The organism is Caballeronia sp. NK8 (assembly GCF_018408855.1).
Lineage (GTDB): Bacteria > Pseudomonadota > Gammaproteobacteria > Burkholderiales > Burkholderiaceae > Caballeronia.
In genome coordinates this window covers 768548-783394 of the sequence record NZ_AP024323.1, presented here as the reverse complement: position 1 = coordinate 783394, position 14847 = coordinate 768548, and the positions used below count along the sequence as shown (strand labels likewise).

General features: G+C 62.8%; 13 protein-coding genes. 7 read left to right on the top strand and 6 right to left on the bottom strand.

Annotated elements, in window-relative coordinates:
• Positions 1-2: 2 nt before the first annotated feature.
• Entirely contained in the window at positions 3-896 is an 894-nt protein-coding gene (locus NK8_RS18290) for a LysR family transcriptional regulator ArgP (protein WP_213228764.1), read from the bottom strand.
• Between the two features lie 94 nt (positions 897-990).
• On the opposite strand from NK8_RS18290, the gene NK8_RS18285 reads away from it, so the two are divergent.
• Complete coding sequence (locus tag NK8_RS18285; RefSeq protein WP_213228763.1) at positions 991-2118, top strand: aminotransferase class I/II-fold pyridoxal phosphate-dependent enzyme; 1128 nt, start codon at positions 991-993, stop codon at positions 2116-2118.
• Here the strand turns inward: NK8_RS18285 and msrA are convergent.
• Genes msrA through msrB form a run of 3 tightly spaced genes read right to left on the bottom strand, consistent with a single transcriptional unit; the run spans position 2082 to position 5181 of the window.
• The gene (gene msrA / locus NK8_RS18280; protein ID WP_213228761.1) at positions 2082-2795 is read right to left on the bottom strand and encodes a peptide-methionine (S)-S-oxide reductase MsrA; all 714 of its coding nucleotides are present in this window, start codon (positions 2793-2795) and stop codon (positions 2082-2084) included. The two genes, NK8_RS18285 and msrA, sit on opposite strands and share 37 nt — an antisense overlap.
• 15 nt (positions 2796-2810) lie before the next feature.
• A complete protein-coding gene (locus NK8_RS18275) occupies positions 2811-4628 on the bottom strand; it encodes a cytochrome c biogenesis protein DipZ (protein ID WP_213228759.1) in 1818 nt (605 codons plus the stop codon).
• Positions 4629-4668: 40 nt separating this feature from the next.
• Positions 4669-5181, bottom strand: a complete 513-nt coding sequence (gene msrB / locus NK8_RS18270; protein ID WP_213228756.1) for a peptide-methionine (R)-S-oxide reductase MsrB — start codon at positions 5179-5181, stop codon at positions 4669-4671.
• A 186-nt stretch (positions 5182-5367) separates the two neighbouring features.
• Between msrB and NK8_RS18265 the strand changes: the two genes are divergently transcribed.
• From NK8_RS18265 to NK8_RS18255, 3 genes are all read left to right on the top strand, one after another.
• The gene (locus tag NK8_RS18265; RefSeq protein ID WP_213228753.1) at positions 5368-6099 is read left to right on the top strand and encodes a response regulator transcription factor; all 732 of its coding nucleotides are present in this window, start codon (positions 5368-5370) and stop codon (positions 6097-6099) included.
• Complete coding sequence (locus NK8_RS18260; RefSeq protein WP_213228750.1) at positions 6096-7622, top strand: HAMP domain-containing sensor histidine kinase; 1527 nt, start codon at positions 6096-6098, stop codon at positions 7620-7622. Before NK8_RS18265 ends, NK8_RS18260 begins: the two co-directional genes overlap by 4 nt.
• A 763-nt stretch (positions 7623-8385) precedes the next feature.
• Positions 8386-8781 (top strand): hypothetical protein, encoded by a 396-nt coding sequence (locus tag NK8_RS18255; RefSeq protein WP_162067489.1) that lies wholly within the window; start codon positions 8386-8388, stop codon positions 8779-8781.
• 1 nt (position 8782) lies between these two features.
• Here NK8_RS18255 and NK8_RS18250 read toward each other — a convergent pair whose 3' ends face one another.
• Positions 8783-9700: a LysR substrate-binding domain-containing protein gene (locus tag NK8_RS18250; protein WP_213228747.1), complete on the bottom strand. Its 918-nt coding sequence runs from the start codon at positions 9698-9700 to the stop codon at positions 8783-8785.
• 120 nt (positions 9701-9820) lie between these two features.
• Here NK8_RS18250 and NK8_RS18245 point away from each other — a divergent pair, with 120 nt between their 5' ends.
• On the top strand, positions 9821-11134 hold the full coding sequence (locus NK8_RS18245) for an MFS transporter (RefSeq protein WP_213228745.1): 1314 nt from the start codon (positions 9821-9823) through the stop codon (positions 11132-11134).
• Between the two features lie 77 nt (positions 11135-11211).
• Here NK8_RS18245 and NK8_RS18240 read toward each other — a convergent pair whose 3' ends face one another.
• Positions 11212-11904, bottom strand: a complete 693-nt coding sequence (locus NK8_RS18240; RefSeq protein WP_213228743.1) for a GntR family transcriptional regulator — start codon at positions 11902-11904, stop codon at positions 11212-11214.
• Between the two features lie 221 nt (positions 11905-12125).
• Here NK8_RS18240 and NK8_RS18235 point away from each other — a divergent pair, with 221 nt between their 5' ends.
• Positions 12126-13670: a Rieske 2Fe-2S domain-containing protein gene (locus NK8_RS18235; RefSeq protein ID WP_162067485.1), complete on the top strand. Its 1545-nt coding sequence runs from the start codon at positions 12126-12128 to the stop codon at positions 13668-13670.
• A gap of 68 nt (positions 13671-13738) precedes the next feature.
• Positions 13739-14737 (top strand): PDR/VanB family oxidoreductase, encoded by a 999-nt coding sequence (locus NK8_RS18230; protein WP_213228741.1) that lies wholly within the window; start codon positions 13739-13741, stop codon positions 14735-14737.
• Positions 14738-14847 lie beyond the last annotated feature (110 nt).

Sequence of the window (14847 nt, the reverse complement as noted above, 5' to 3'; positions counted from 1 at the left end):
TCTCAGTCGAGAAAGCTCCTGGCGCGGTGCTTGAGCATCGCGCTGAAATCGTCGAGCCAGCCGAGCGCGAGCCGCCAGCTTTGCCAATAGAGGTCCACGTCGAAGCGCGATCCCGGCGACATCTCCACGAGTTCGCCGCTTTCGAGTTGCCGCGCGATCAGCCGTTGCGGACACATGCCCCACGCAAGCCCCGACGTGCAGGCGCGCACGAAACCTTCTCCGTGCGGCACCACATGCGCGGGTGGTTCGATATCCACGCGGCTCACGCGCTTGATAAAGCGTTTCTGCAACTCATCCTTCTCGTTGAAATTGACGCACGGCGCGCTGCGCAAAGCGTCGCGTGTAAGACCGTCGGCGAAATGACGCGCGAAATACGCGGGCGAGCATACCGCGCGATAGCGCATGCGTCCGAGCTTCGTCGCGCGCCAGCCGGGCACGGGCGTGGCTTGCGTGGTGATCGCGCCTTGCACATCGCCTTCACGGATGCGCTGCGCGGTGTGATCCTGATCGTCGACGACGAGATCGAGCATCAATTCGCGTTCGATGCAGAAATCCGCCGCGGCGTCGATGAACCATGTGCTCATGCTGTCGTCGTTCACCGCGATGCGCAGCTTCGCGCGTCGCTCGCTCGGCGTGCCAGGCAAGGTCGGCATACGTCCGCCCAGTTCCGCTTCGAGCAATTGCACGCGTTCGGTATGACGGCACAGCAGCGCGCCCGACGCTGTCGCCTCGCACGGCTGGCCGCGCTTGACGAGCAGGCTCCCAACACGTTCTTCCAGAAGCTTCACGCGCTGCGAAACGGCCGAAGGCGTAACGCTGAGATCGCGTGCCGCGCGCTCGAAGGAACCGGTGCGAACGACAGCGAGCAGCGCATCGAGCAGGGCGTAGTCCAGCATTAGCGTTCCTTAATCGGGATTAGAAAGTTTAGCTGTTTGATTGTGCAGATCGAGAGCAGACTACGGCTTTCTTCGATCCCGATCAAGCCACGCCATGCAACCGACCCCCTTCAAACTGGAACGCTACTTCGCGCAGCACGAATTCACTGCGCGGCATTTGCTGTGCAGCTCCGATCCCGAATCGATGTCGATCGGCGAATTGCTCGCCCTCGAACCAGATGCGATGGACGGTTTGCGCGAAACGTGGCTCGGCTATACCGAATACCCCGGCGCGCCGGCGCTGCGTCGCGAGATCGCAACGCTTTACGAGCGGATTGGCGAAGATGAAATCATCGTGCACACAGGCGCGCAGGAAGCCATTTATTCATTCATGAACACGATGCTGACGGCGGGCGACCACGTGATCGTGCATATGCCCGGCTATCAGTCGCATTATTCGGTGGCCGAGGCGCTGGGCGTAAGCGTGTCGCCGTGGAAGGCGCGTGAAGAAGCGGGTTGGGCGCTCGATCCGGACGAACTGGAAACGCTCGTCACGCCCGCGACGCGTGCGATCGTGATCTGTTCGCCGCATAATCCGACCGGCTATCTGCCGACGCGCGACGTGTTCGATGCGATCGTGGCATTTGCGCGCAAGCACGGCCTATGGCTTTTCAGCGACGAGGTGTATCGCGGACTCGAACACGATCCTGCCGATCGCCTGCCCGCCGCATGCGATGTCTACGAGCGCGCGATTTCTCTCGGCGCGCTGTCGAAGACACACGGACTCGCGGGCCTGCGGCTCGGCTGGATCGCGACGAAGAGCGCGCACGTGCTCGCGCGCATGAGCACGTTCAAGGACTATCTCACCATCAGCAACAGCGCGCCGAGCGAATATCTCTCGACGATCGCGGTGCGCCACACCGATGCGCTCGTCGAACGAAATGTGTCGATCGTGCGCGCCAATCTGCGCCTGCTCGACGATTTCTTCACCCGTCACGCGGACCGCTTCGCATGGCATCGTCCGCGCGCGGGCACGATCGCCTTCGTGCGATTGAAGAGCGCAGGCGCGGAGCAATTCTGCGCCGGACTGCTCGAACGCACCGGCGTGCTGCTGCTGCCTTCGACGCTGATCGATCACGGCGACGCGCATGTTCGCCTCGGCTTCGGCCGCCGGAACATGCCCACCGTGCTCGCGATTCTCGACGCCTATCTGGACGCGACCGACACGAGCACCGCGTCCTGACGATACGCATCCGGGAACATCTGCTTCAGGTTCGCGACCTTCGGCAGATCGTTGATCGCGATATACGGGCTGTCCGGATGCTCCGTCAAATAGTTCTGGTGATAGCCTTCGGCCGGATAGAAGCCCTTGTAGTCCTCGATCTTCGTGACGATCCTGCCGCCATACACGTGCGCCTTGTCGAGTTGCGCGACATAGGCAGTGACGATGTCGCGTTGCGCCGCGTTGGTCGGAAACACCGCCGAGCGATACTGCGTGCCGTGGTCCGGGCCTTGATAGTTCAGCTCGGTCGGGTTATGCGCAACCGAGAAGAAGATCTGCAGGAGCTTGCCATAGGAGACCTGCGCCGGATCATAGGTGATGCGTACAGACTCCGCGTGACCCGTATCGCCTTCGCTCACGCGTTCGTATTGCGCGGTGTTCGCCGCGCCGCCGGCATAACCCGACATCACTTCCTTCACGCCGCGCACGTGCTGAAACACGCCTTGCACGCCCCAGAAGCAGCCGCCCGCGAACACGGCGGTTTCGGTATGCACGGCGGCTGCGGTTTCGTCGTGCGCGGGCGCCGGAATCTTCACAGCATTCTCGCTGGAATGCGCGGCGCGCTGCAATGCGAACGCGCCCGCGAACAGCACGACCACGCTCGCGGCCTTGAACGTCTTGCTGGTGGTTTTCAACATGTCTGCTCCTCAGGTTCAACCAAAGGTGAATGCGTAGGCCTCGACACCGGGGTCGAGAAACTCGATCGTGAACGTGCGATCCGCAACCGGGCCCGTTTGCCGCACGAGCTGATAAAGGCGTTGTTCGGTCACGGTACCCGCTCCATCGGCCTGCACGTCGCTGCCGTGCGAGGCGCCTGGCGCCGCGCCGTCGATACTCACGCGAAACCGCACCGGCTTGCCGTCCTTCGTCGGCCCGAGCACGAGATGCAGATCGCGGGCATGAAAGCGATACACGATGCGGCCCGTCGCGCCTTCGAGCGTGGCATGCTCCGCGCCGACTTTCCACGCGCCCGCAAGCCCCCAGTCGTTGACGTCGAGCGACTTCGGTGCCGCGTAATCGTGGAGACGATCGGGCGCTTCTCCGCCCGGCGACATGAACTGCTCCGCGCGCTCATAACCGATATACGTTTCGGGCGAGCGCATGTCTGCGTTATCGGCCTGCAACATCGCGCCCTGACCGATGGCGTCGTCGCCGGCTTTCGCGGTCATCGCCATCGCGGGCGGCGCGCCGTGGCCCGCCTCGGCGAGCAATTGCTGGATCACATGCTCGGAGTGGGCATAATCGCCCTCGCCGAAGTGGTGATAACGGATGTTGCCTTGCGCATCAATGAAATAATGCGCCGGCCAATATTGATTGTTCAACGCGCGCCAGATCGCGAAGTTATTGTCGATGGCGACGGGATAGTCGATGCCGAGATCGTGGACGGCCTTCTTCACGTTGTCGACATTGCGCTCGAACGCGAACTCCGGCGCGTGCACGCCGATCACCACGAGCCCCTGATCGCGATACTTCTGTGCCCAGCTCTTCAGATACGGCAACGTGCGCAGGCAATTGATGCACGAATACGTCCACACGTCGAGCAATACCACCTTGCCCCGCAACGCTTCCTTCGTGAGCGGCGGCGAGTTGATCCATTGCACCGCGCCGTCGAGCGGCGGCAGCGCGCCTTCCACGGGCAAGGGCGCGGGATTCGGGGACTTCGGCGGCTCGGTGCTGGCGCGCATCATCGCGGGCGCGCTGTCATCGCGGTTCGCGTTGGCGGACATCATCATCGCGCCGCTGTTTCGATTCGAGAGATGGTCGACGAGCTGCTGTTCGATACCCGACGTCGCCACCGTCGACACGCGGGCGAGCACGCCCGTGTCCAGCCCGAACCCGATCGCGACGACCCCGACGAGCATCGCCGCACCGATGCCGCGCCGCACCCATTCGCCCGCGCCGAGCGAGCGCTTCATCGCTGCGAACACACGTCCGCCGATCAGCAGGGCGACCGCAAGCGAGGTCGCCGCGCCCAGGGCGTAGGCCAGCAGCAACAGTGTGGTGCCGGCGCTCGCGCCATTGAGCGCCGCGCCCGTCAGCACGAGGCCGAGGATCGGGCCCGCGCACGGCGCCCACAACAGTCCCGTCGCGATGCCGAGCATGAACGATCCGCCGGCGCTCGTCTTGCCGTCGCCGCGCTGCGCGAACGCGGTGAGCCGATTGCCCGCGCTGACGAGCGGATGCATCACGCGCTCGGCCAGGCTCGGCAACAGCAGCGTGAGTCCGAATATCGCGAGCAGCGCGATAGCGGCCCAGCGGCCGTATTGATTGGCCTGCGTGACCCAGCCGCCGCCGACCGCCGCGAGCGTCGCGACCGCGGCGAATGTCAGGCCCATGCCCGCCAGCAGCGGCAGGCCGCTCTTCACGAACGGCTGATCCGCGCGCGAGAACACGAAAGGAAGCACCGGCAGGATGCACGGACTGAGAATCGTCAGCGCGCCGCCGAGATAGGCAAGGACGATGAGCAGCATGATGGTGTCGGGTCGAGGTTGATCGTTGGGTGAGGGCGCTTTACACGGCGCCCGGCGTGAAATTCATCGCTATGCCGTTCATGCAATAGCGCAGGCCCGTGGGCTTCGGACCGTCATCGAAGACATGGCCCAGATGACCTCCGCAGCGGCGGCAATGCACTTCCGTGCGCGTGACGCCGAACGAACCGTCGATGCGAGTCGCGACCGCATGATCGAGCGGCGCCCAGAAGCTCGGCCAGCCCGTGTGACTATCGAACTTGGTGTGCGACGAGAACACCGCGAGCCTGCATCCCGCGCATTCGAACGTGCCGGCGCGATGTTCGTCGTTCAGCGGGCTCGTATAGGGACGCTCGGTGCCTTCGCGGCGCAGCACGTCGAATTGCCGGGGATTCAGCAGGCCGCGCCATTCGTCATCGGTATGAACGACTTCGAAGCGTTCCTGCGGCGCGGGCGTTTCGCTGCCGGCCGCGAGCGCGCGCAGACGCCCGCCGAAGGCGAACGCGGCGGCTGCGGCGGCAGTGCCCGTCAAAAGAAAGCGGCGGCGTGTCGGCATGATGCGTGTCCTCGTATTCGAGTGGGTTAGCCGGATCGTAGTCGCGCGCGTGTCCCCGAGTCCTCACCGAAAGTTAAATTAAATGTGATACTTGGCCGCGCGCTTTTCTGCACAATGGCACGGACGCTCGTCGCTTTGTTCTGCGGATAGCGCGCATTTTTTACCGCCCGTCGATGTCATTCGTTCATGGATCATCCGAAACGCATTCTGATCGTCGAAGACGACATGCATATCGCCGATGTGCTGAGTCTTCATCTGCGCGACGAGCGCTATGAAGTCGTGCATAGCGCGGACGGCGCCGAGGGGTTGCGCCTGCTCGAACAGGGCGGCTGGGACGCGCTGATCCTGGACCTGATGCTGCCCGGCGTCGATGGCCTCGAAATCTGCCGCCGCGCCCGGGCGATGACGCGCTATACGCCGATCATCATCACGAGCGCGCGTTCGAGCGAGGTGCACCGCATTCTCGGCCTCGAACTCGGCGCGGATGACTATCTCGCCAAGCCGTTTTCCGTGCTGGAACTCGTCGCGCGTGTGAAGGCGCTGCTGCGCCGCGTCGATGCCGTCGCGAAGGACTCGCGGCTGGAGACCGGGCGCATCGAAGTCGCGGGCATCGCCATGGACCCGCTCGCGCGCGAAGCGTGGGTCGATGGCGCGCGCATCGAACTCACGCCGCGCGAATTCGATCTGCTGTATCACTTCGCGCGTCATCCAGGCAAAGTGTTCTCGCGCATGGACCTGCTCAATGCGGTATGGGGCTATCGGCATGAGGGCTACGAGCACACTGTCAACACGCATATCAACCGGCTGCGCGCGAAAGTGGAAAAGGACGCCGCCGATCCGAAGCGCATTCTCACGGTCTGGGGTCACGGCTATAAACTCGCGACCCAGGCGCCCGAAAGCAAGGATGGCGAGCCGTGAAACTCACGCTTTCGCAACGGCTTTTCGCGGTGTTCTGCGGGCTGCTGCTCGCATGCTGCGGCGCGTCGGCGTGGTTGCAGATTCGCGCGAGCGATCTGCGCGAGAAGGAAGTCATTCAAGGTCTGTCGCGCGGACTCGCGGCGCATATCGCGCTCGATAACTCGCTTGCCGATTCGAACGATATCGATGCGCCCGCCGTGCGTCGTCTCTTCAGTCAGTTGATGGTGGTGAATCCGAGCGTCGAGGTCTATCTGCTCGACAGCACGGGCCGCATTCGCGCCGACGATGCGCCGGCCGGCCATCTCAAACGCGATCACGTCGATCTCGCGCCCGTGCGCAAATTTCTCGACGGCGATCCCTTGCCGATTCTCGGTGACGATCCGCGCAGCGACGACAACCGCAAGGTCTTCAGCGCCGCGCCGCTCGCCGCGCCGGGCAAGCCGCCATTCGGTTATGTCTATGTCGTGCTGCTCGGCGAGGAGCACGATGCGCTGGCCGCGAAGGCATCGGCGAGCGCGGTGTTGCGCACGACGCTCGCGTCGATGGGTCTCGTCACGCTGCTCGGCCTCGTCGCGGGCGTGGTCGCGTTCGGGCTCGTCACGCGGCCCTTGCGCCGGCTCACCGAAGCAATGCGCAAGTTCGACGCGCGCGGTGCGCCGGTGCAACCGCCAATGCTCTCGATGCGTCACGTCGACCAGAGCGAAGAGCGCGACGAGATCGCCGTGCTCGAAAGCGCATTCGCGCAGATGGCCGAGCGCATCGGCGAGCAATGGCGCGCGCTCGGCCAGCAGGACCGCGAGCGGCGCGAGATGGTCGCCAATATCTCGCATGATCTGCGCACGCCGCTGTCATCGCTGCACGGCTATCTGGAGACGCTTTCGCTCAAGGCCGATTCGCTCCCCGAGGCCGACCGCCGCCGATATCTTTCGATCGCGCTCGCGCAGAGCGCAAAGGTCGGCCATCTCGCGCAGTCGCTGTTCGAACTCGCGAAGCTCGAACATGGCATGGTCGCGGCGGAAGCCGAGCCGTTCTCGCTGGCCGATCTCGTGCAGGACGTGTTCGAGAAGTTCGAGTTGCCCGCGCAATCGCGCGGCGTGCGGCTCGACGCGCACATCGCGCCGCGTCTCGTCGCCGTGATGGCGGACGTGGGCATGATCGAGCGCGTGCTCACGAACCTGCTCGACAACGCCATACGTCACACGCCCGCGCATGGCACGGTGAACGTCACGCTTGCGAACGCGGGCGAGCACGCGGACAGAGTCGAGGTCACGATCAGCGACACGGGACCGGGCATTGCGCCCGCAATGCGCGATGCGCTCTTCCAGCGTCCGTTCGCATCGGGTGGCGCACATCGTGGAGGGCTCGGCTTGCTCATCGTGCAGCGCATGCTGCAATTGCACGGTAGCCAAATCCGGCTCATCGATACGGCCGGCGCCGGCGGCACGACGTTTCGCTTCGACCTTCCCGCCGCCATCGCGCAGACCGGCGACGGCGCAACGCACTCGTATGGGCGGCGCGGATAAAAAAAAGCCCGGCGTTCTGCCGGGCTGAATGGGATGGTCATCGCCTTCGCCTCGTCGCGCGGTAGGGATGCGCGTGCGGCGTTGCCCGGTCTGACCATCCGCGTGGACGTTCGAAGCGTGCCTCCTGTGACACGTTTTAGTCCCTGTTGCTTAAACCAGTCTTAAGGTCGGTGCCGCGCGAAAGACGGCGCAGTCACGCTATCAAGCGTCTTAATCATTTTTTCACCCATGCTTCTTGCGATTTCGGATATTCGCGTGGAGTATTCATCGGCGATGCGCATCAAGGAAAATCCGCAAAATGACAGCCAGATGATGAAAGCGCGATGTTCCTCCATGCGGAAACTTTTCTTGGTTTCCCGCGATATGTTTGCTAGCATGTAATCGGGTTGCAGCCGTGACGCGAAGCGCGCGCTGACGGTGCATCAGTAACCTCGTGCCGGAACGGGCAAGCTTCGACGTTCAACGCATTTCGTATTTCGCTTTGTTGGCCATTGGCCTGGTTTCTTGCCAGACGGGAAATTAAAAAGCACTGCGGTTAATAAGGTGCACTCGGCCAGTATTCGAATACAGTTTGCTTTGGCGTTTCACGCTTTGACGCAACGGGTTTCTACCTGATGCGTACAAGACGACATAACGCAATCGCGCGATTCGCGCATCCCTCTTGGCGTTGCAGGTGATTTCCAGTCTAACGGCTGCTGTCGTTCATTATCGAACGACGGTGGAATGTCGCACGCATACGATCCGCATCATTGCGGGAGGAAACGTGGAAACGGAACTCAGTCAACGGCTGGCGAAAGCGTTATGGCGATGTGCATCGCACGGACAAGTGCTGACCTATCAGCGCTTTCATGCGCTGTGCGATAAAGGCGTGCCGTTGCCGCAGCGTTATGCTGCGCTCGAATCCGCAATCGGAACGCTCGCCGATGTGCGCGACATCGACTACGGCGTACTCATGGCGCTCGACAGCGGCCTGCCCGGCGTGGAATTCTTCCAGCGCTATCTGCGGCACCGTCACGGCGAATACGTGATGCAGATGGGTGATCCCAGATACCATCGACAGACGCTCGCGGGCAAGCGCACGCTCGTCGCGCGCGAACGCGATCGCGTGTATGCTCATGCGCGCATCGTCGGCGAGGAAAGGGCGCGACAGGCAGCTTGAATCAGACCCTGGCTTCGGCCTCGTCCGTCTGTTCGAGGCCGGCCTTGGCGAGTACCCAGTCGCAAAAGCATTTCACTCGTTCGACATTGCGTTCATTCTCGCGATAAGAGAGAAAGTGCGTCTCCCGCGCGAGCGGCGCGAATACGCCCGCGCCAAGCTCGATCAGATCGCCGCGCGCGAGTTCGCGCTCGGCGAGGCGCGTCGTTTCCAGCGCGACGCCCATGCCATCCACCGCCGCCGAGATGGCGAGCGCTGCCCGGTCGAAAGAAGGGCGCGGACCGTGCGGCATGTCCAGTCCGTTGAGCGCAAACCAGCCCGGCCACGTCACGCGGCTCAATTGCGAGTCGATCAGGGTCATGCCGGCGATCTGTTCCGCGATCGGCACGCCTTCGCGCAACAGCGACGGCGAGCACATCGCGATGATGCGCTCCGTACCCAATGCACGCGTGACGACGCCCGGGCGTTCATGCGCGAAACCATATGAAATTGCGACATCCACTTCGCGTGCGCGCAAGAGATCGGCAGGTTCCGCATCCGAGGACAGGCGAATCGTCACGTTCGGATAGGCCTGCATGAATTCGGGCAGGCGCGGCCCGAGCCATTTTGCCGCGAAACTCGGCGCGCAGTGAACCGCGAGCACTTGCGCCAGCGGATCCAGCGTCACTTCGGCACACGCGGCTTCGATCACATCGAACACACGTCCCAGACTTTCATGCAGGCGCCGGCCTTCGGAGGTCGCCTCCACGCGCCGGTTGCGCCGATGAAAAAGCGGTCTGCCGAAATATTGCTCGAGCTCTTTCACCTGATGGCTGATCGCCGATTGCGTGAGATGCAACTCGCTCGCGGCAAGCGTGAAGCTTTCCAGTCGCGCAGCCGCTTCGAATGCGCGAAGGAGAACGAAGTTCGGGATGCGCCTCATGGAAATACCTTATGCATGAGCGCCTGTCATGGTTCTATGAACAGGCATCGTTTGTCTTTCGTGGTGCGGGTGACGAACATGGGAACCGTCAAGACGCATCACATAACCAGGAGACAAAACATGAGTTCCCACAGTCCGGTTGCCTATCTGGCGGGCGACGAGTCGTCCACGTATGCGAAGGTGACATGGCGTCTGCTGCCATTTCTCTTCGTGTGCTATCTCTGCGCGTATCTCGATCGCATCAACGTGAGTTTCGCGAAGTTGCAGATGCTCAACGACCTGCATTTCAGCGAAGCCGTCTACGGCGCCGGGGCGGGCGTGTTCTTTATCGGTTATCTGTTGTTCGAAGTTCCAAGCAACCTCATCTTGCTGCGCGTGGGCGCGCGACGCTGGATCGCTCGCATCATGGTGACGTGGGGCCTCATATCCGCCGCGATGATGTTCGTCACCACGCCGACGAGCTTCTACGTCATGCGCTTTCTGCTCGGCGTGGCCGAGGCGGGCTTCATTCCCGCGATCCTGCTCTATCTCACGTACTGGTTTCCCGCTTCGCGCAGAAGCAAGGTCACCGCGCTGTTCATGACGGGCATTCCGATGTCCGGCGTGGTCGGCGGCCCGTTGTCCGGCTGGATCATGACGCACATGAGCGGCGCACACGGCATCACGGGATGGCAATGGCTCTTTCTGCTCGAAGGCATTCCGACGGCGATCTTCGGCGTCGTGGCGTTCTTCTATCTCGACGACAAGGTCGCCGATGCGAAGTGGCTCAGCGATTCGCAAAAGGCCATGCTCGAAGCCAATCTGCGCGACGAAAAGCCGGCCCATGCGCTGCATTCCGTGCGAGACGGCCTGCTGCACCCGAAGGTACTCTTGCTCTCCGTGACGTACTTCTTCTTCACGATGGGCCTCTACGGCGTGAGCTTCTGGCTGCCGACGCTCGTGAAGGCGAGCGGCGTAACCGATACGCTCAACATCGGTCTGCTTTCGGCGATTCCGTATGCAGCCGGCGCGATCGCGATGCTCGTGGTGGGTCATAGCTCGGACAAGCGTGGCGAGCGTCGCTGGCATCTGGCGGGTGCGGGCATCGTCGGGGCGATCGGGCTGTACATGAGCGTGGCCTTCGCGCATTCGACGCTGTTCGGCATGATCGGCCTCACGCTCGCGACGATGGGCGTCGTGACGACCATCTCGCAGTTCTGGGTGCTGCCGCCCGCGATTCTCAGCGGCGGCGCGGCGGCCGCGGGCCTCGCGCTGGCGAATTCCGTGGGCAGCATTTCCGGGGTCGTGAGTCCGTGGCTCATCGGCGTGATCCAGACGCATTCGGGCTCGACCGGCAACGGTGTGCTGGGACTCGCGGTGAGCTGCGTGATCGGCAGCCTGCTGGTGTTCACCGTGCCTGCCTCGCTCGTGAACAGCCGGCGGCGCGACGATTGACCGGCGCGCGTCGTAACGGAACGCCCCGCAAAAGCGGGGTTTTTCGCGTCGATGTTCGGAGCGCTTCATGGCCAGCGTCACGTGGCTTGCGCGTTCCGCTCGCGTTGCTCGCTCAACACGAGGCCGAGCCGCTCGACGAGATTCTTGCGTGCGTTCGCGGTGTGAAGGTCGGTAAGCTCGGCGGCGCGCTGGCCATCGCCTTCGGATATCGCCGTCGCGATGGCCGCGTGCTCGTCCCAGATCGATTTGCGTTGTCCCGATGCCTGCAGCACCGCGCCCATCACGCGGCGCAGATGCACCCAGTGCGTCTGCGCGGTCTCGGCGATCAGGGGATTGCCTGATGCCGCGTAGATAGCGTTATGGAAGGCCATGTCGGCGTCGATCATCGCTTTGACGTCGTCGCTCTTGGACGCGCGGCGGCCATTGGTGATGAGCGTCTTGTCGATCTTCGCGCCACGTTCTGCGGCAAGGCGCGCGGCGAGCGAGTCGAGCGCGCCGCGAATCTCATAGAGATGACTGATCCATGCGGGATCGAGCGGCGTGACGAGCAAACCGCGTCCGGGCGCATCGATCACGAGGCCGTCTTTCTTCAACAGGCGCAGTGCCTGCAACACGGGAGAGCGCGACACGGCGAGCTGCTCGGCAATCTCTTCCTGCGTGATGCGCGTGCCGGGCGCGAGCGAACCCGAGCTGATGGCGTCGAGGAGTACCTTGTAGACCTCGTCCACGTAGTCCGTGCGGGCCTGAAGCTTGAGAAGTTTGGCGGGCATGATTTCGACCGTGATCTCTGGATACAGAATACGGCAAGGTTACAGGGCGGCGGTGCCGCGCGTCAACGCGCGCTATTTCATGCCTGAACCGACTCGCGTTTACCCATAGAGACAGGGCGTCTGCTCATCGCTAATCTTTGTATACAGAGTTCGGAGTTCGGTAACCGGAATTCGGTTCTCAGGCATCAATCAATCTCAACCCCACTCAAGACAGGATTTCCATGACCATCAAATCGGACAAGCTGGAAGGGCAGAAGAGCAGCGGCGGCGCAGCCGCCACGGTCAAGAAACTGGTGCCGTATGGCGGTTACTACGTGAACAAGGTGCCTGGCCACGATCCGGAACTCACCGAGACCGGACCGGGCACGCCGATGGGCGAGTACATGCGCGCGTTCTGGCATCCGGTCTGCATGTCGATCGAACTGACCGACACGCCGCGCTATCTCAAGATCCTCAACGAAGAACTGGTGGCGTTCCGGGACGGCAGCGGCCGCGTGGGCCTGCTGCATGCCCATTGCGCGCATCGCGGCGCGTCGCTGGAATATGGCGCGATTCAGGAACGCGGCATCATGTGCTGCTATCACGGCATGGTGTTCGATGTGGATGGCGCGTGCCTGCACGTGCCTTTTCCGCAAGGCGAGGAGAAAGAGGCCGAGAAGTACGCCTGTTCCATTCGTCAGGGCGCGTATAAAGCGGTCGAGCGCCACGGTCTCGTGTTCGCGTACATGGGACCGCCCGAGAACGAGCCGCCTTTCCCGGAATGGGAAGGCGATTACACGGTCTTGCCCGGCGACGAACTGGTCGCCTACAGCAACTTCCAGCATTGCAACTGGCTGCAGGTACAGGACAATGCGGCGGACAACTTCCATCCGACCGCGCTGCATGCCGCGAAGAACGTCGTGAAGGGCCAGTTTCAGGGGACGACCTTCGATGAAGTCGGCGCGGCATCGATGGAGGTGGCGCCCGACATGCACTTCCAGCCGGTTCAGCAAGGCCGCAGTCTCGCGTGCGCGGGCGCGCGTCGCGTCAACAAGGATCGGCTGTTCGTGCGCGTGCAGCATCAGGTGCTGCCGAATCTGAGCCTGCACGCGTACACGTCGGAAGATGGCTCGAACAAGAAGCTTTTCAGCCGCTTCCATATCATTCGCTGGACCGTGCCCGTCGATGACGAGAACAGCAAGATGATCGGCTGGCGTGTGATGGGGCCTGGTATCGACACGCGCGGCGTCGGCAAGAAAGAACTGGTGGGCTATGAGTCGATCGACTTTCTCGACGGCCAGGTCGCGATGCGCCGTCCCGAGCGCTTCGGTGATTACACGATCGAGGATATCGTGCCGATTCCGGCGAATCATCGCGAGCGCGCAAACTACAAGCAGGCGCAGTACGCACCGGGCGACTACGAAGCGATCATCAGTCAGCGTCCGATCGCGGTGCATTCGCTCGAAAATCCGACCAAGTTCGATGCGGGCGTGTTCCTGTTTCGCAAGATGCTGCGCGATGCGTTGCGCGGTTCGAACCCGGCCGCATCCGCGCAAAACTTCGCGGAATGGTTCCGCGAAAATGCGGGCGCGCCGAACAGCTTCTGCTCGGGCAACGTGTTCGAAATCCCGCAGGGCGCCACCGTCGAAGAAGAAGTGGTGCGGCGCCGCAAGGTGACCAAGCAGATCGTTGCGATCCTCGCCGAGAGCGAGACGCTGAAGGGCGAGGCGCGCACCGCATTCGTGCGTGAGCGCTTCGAGGCTCTCGAACAGTCGATGAAACAGTAAGGCCGCAAACGCGAGGGCGCATCGCGCGCTCTCGCGATATCGACGCATCGATTCGAGGAAAGGCGACCATGTCAACGCAACCCATCTCAACGCAGGCGCAGGAGCAGACTTTGAATCTGCTGGTGCGTCAGGTCCGGTTCGAAGGCCGGGGCATCAATTCATACGAACTCGTCGATCCCGAAGGCGCGGACTTGCCGCCTTTCACGGCGGGCGCGCATATCGACATTCATCTCGCGGGCGGGGTCGTGCGGCAGTATTCGATCAGCAACGCGCCGCGCGAACGTCATCGCTATGTGATCGCGGTATTGCGCGATGAGCGCGGGCGTGGCGGATCGAAAGCGCTTCACGAGCAATTGCGCGTGCAGGACATCGTGCGGGTCAGCCGTCCGCGCAATAACTTTCGTCTCGTCGACGGAGCGCGCCGCGTGCTGCTGATCGCGGGCGGCATCGGCGTTACGCCATTGAAAGCCATGGCGCACGAACTCGACGATGCGGGCATCGACTACAAAATGCATTACTGCGCGAAAGATGCGCGTTGTGCCGCGTTCGCCGAGGAATTCGAGCCGATGCGCGCAAGCGGACGCCTGCATTTTCATTTCGATAACGGCGATCCATCGGCGGGTCTCGATCTTCGCGATTTGCTTCATGTCCCGGGCGAAGGCGAACACGTCTACTATTGCGGGCCAGGCGGATTCATGAAGTCATGCGCCGAGGCGGCGCAGCATTGGCCTTCGGGCACGGTGCATTTCGAGCATTTCAAGGCGCCCGAGCGCAGCCCCGACGAGCAGGCGGCCAACGATGCGCTCGATAGTTTCATCGTTCGCATTGCCAGCACGGGGCGGGAGATCGAAGTCGCGAAAGAGAGCAGCATTGCCGATGCGCTCGCCGAAGCGGGTGTGGCATTGGAGACGTCGTGCTGCGCGGGCTTGTGCGGGACCTGCAAGGTGCGCTATCTGGAAGGAGAAGTCGAGCACAATGACTGCATTCTGAGCGACGACGAGAAGACGGAATATCTGACCGCATGTGTATCGCGCGCAACGAGCAAACTGCTCGTGCTCGATCTTTGATCAGCGGAGGCCGGCCATGACAAACGAAATGAGCGCTGGCGAACACACGCCTTGCCTTATGCGCCAATAGATAGCTCGTTCCGACATATACCCTCGACCGGCCCCGCTAC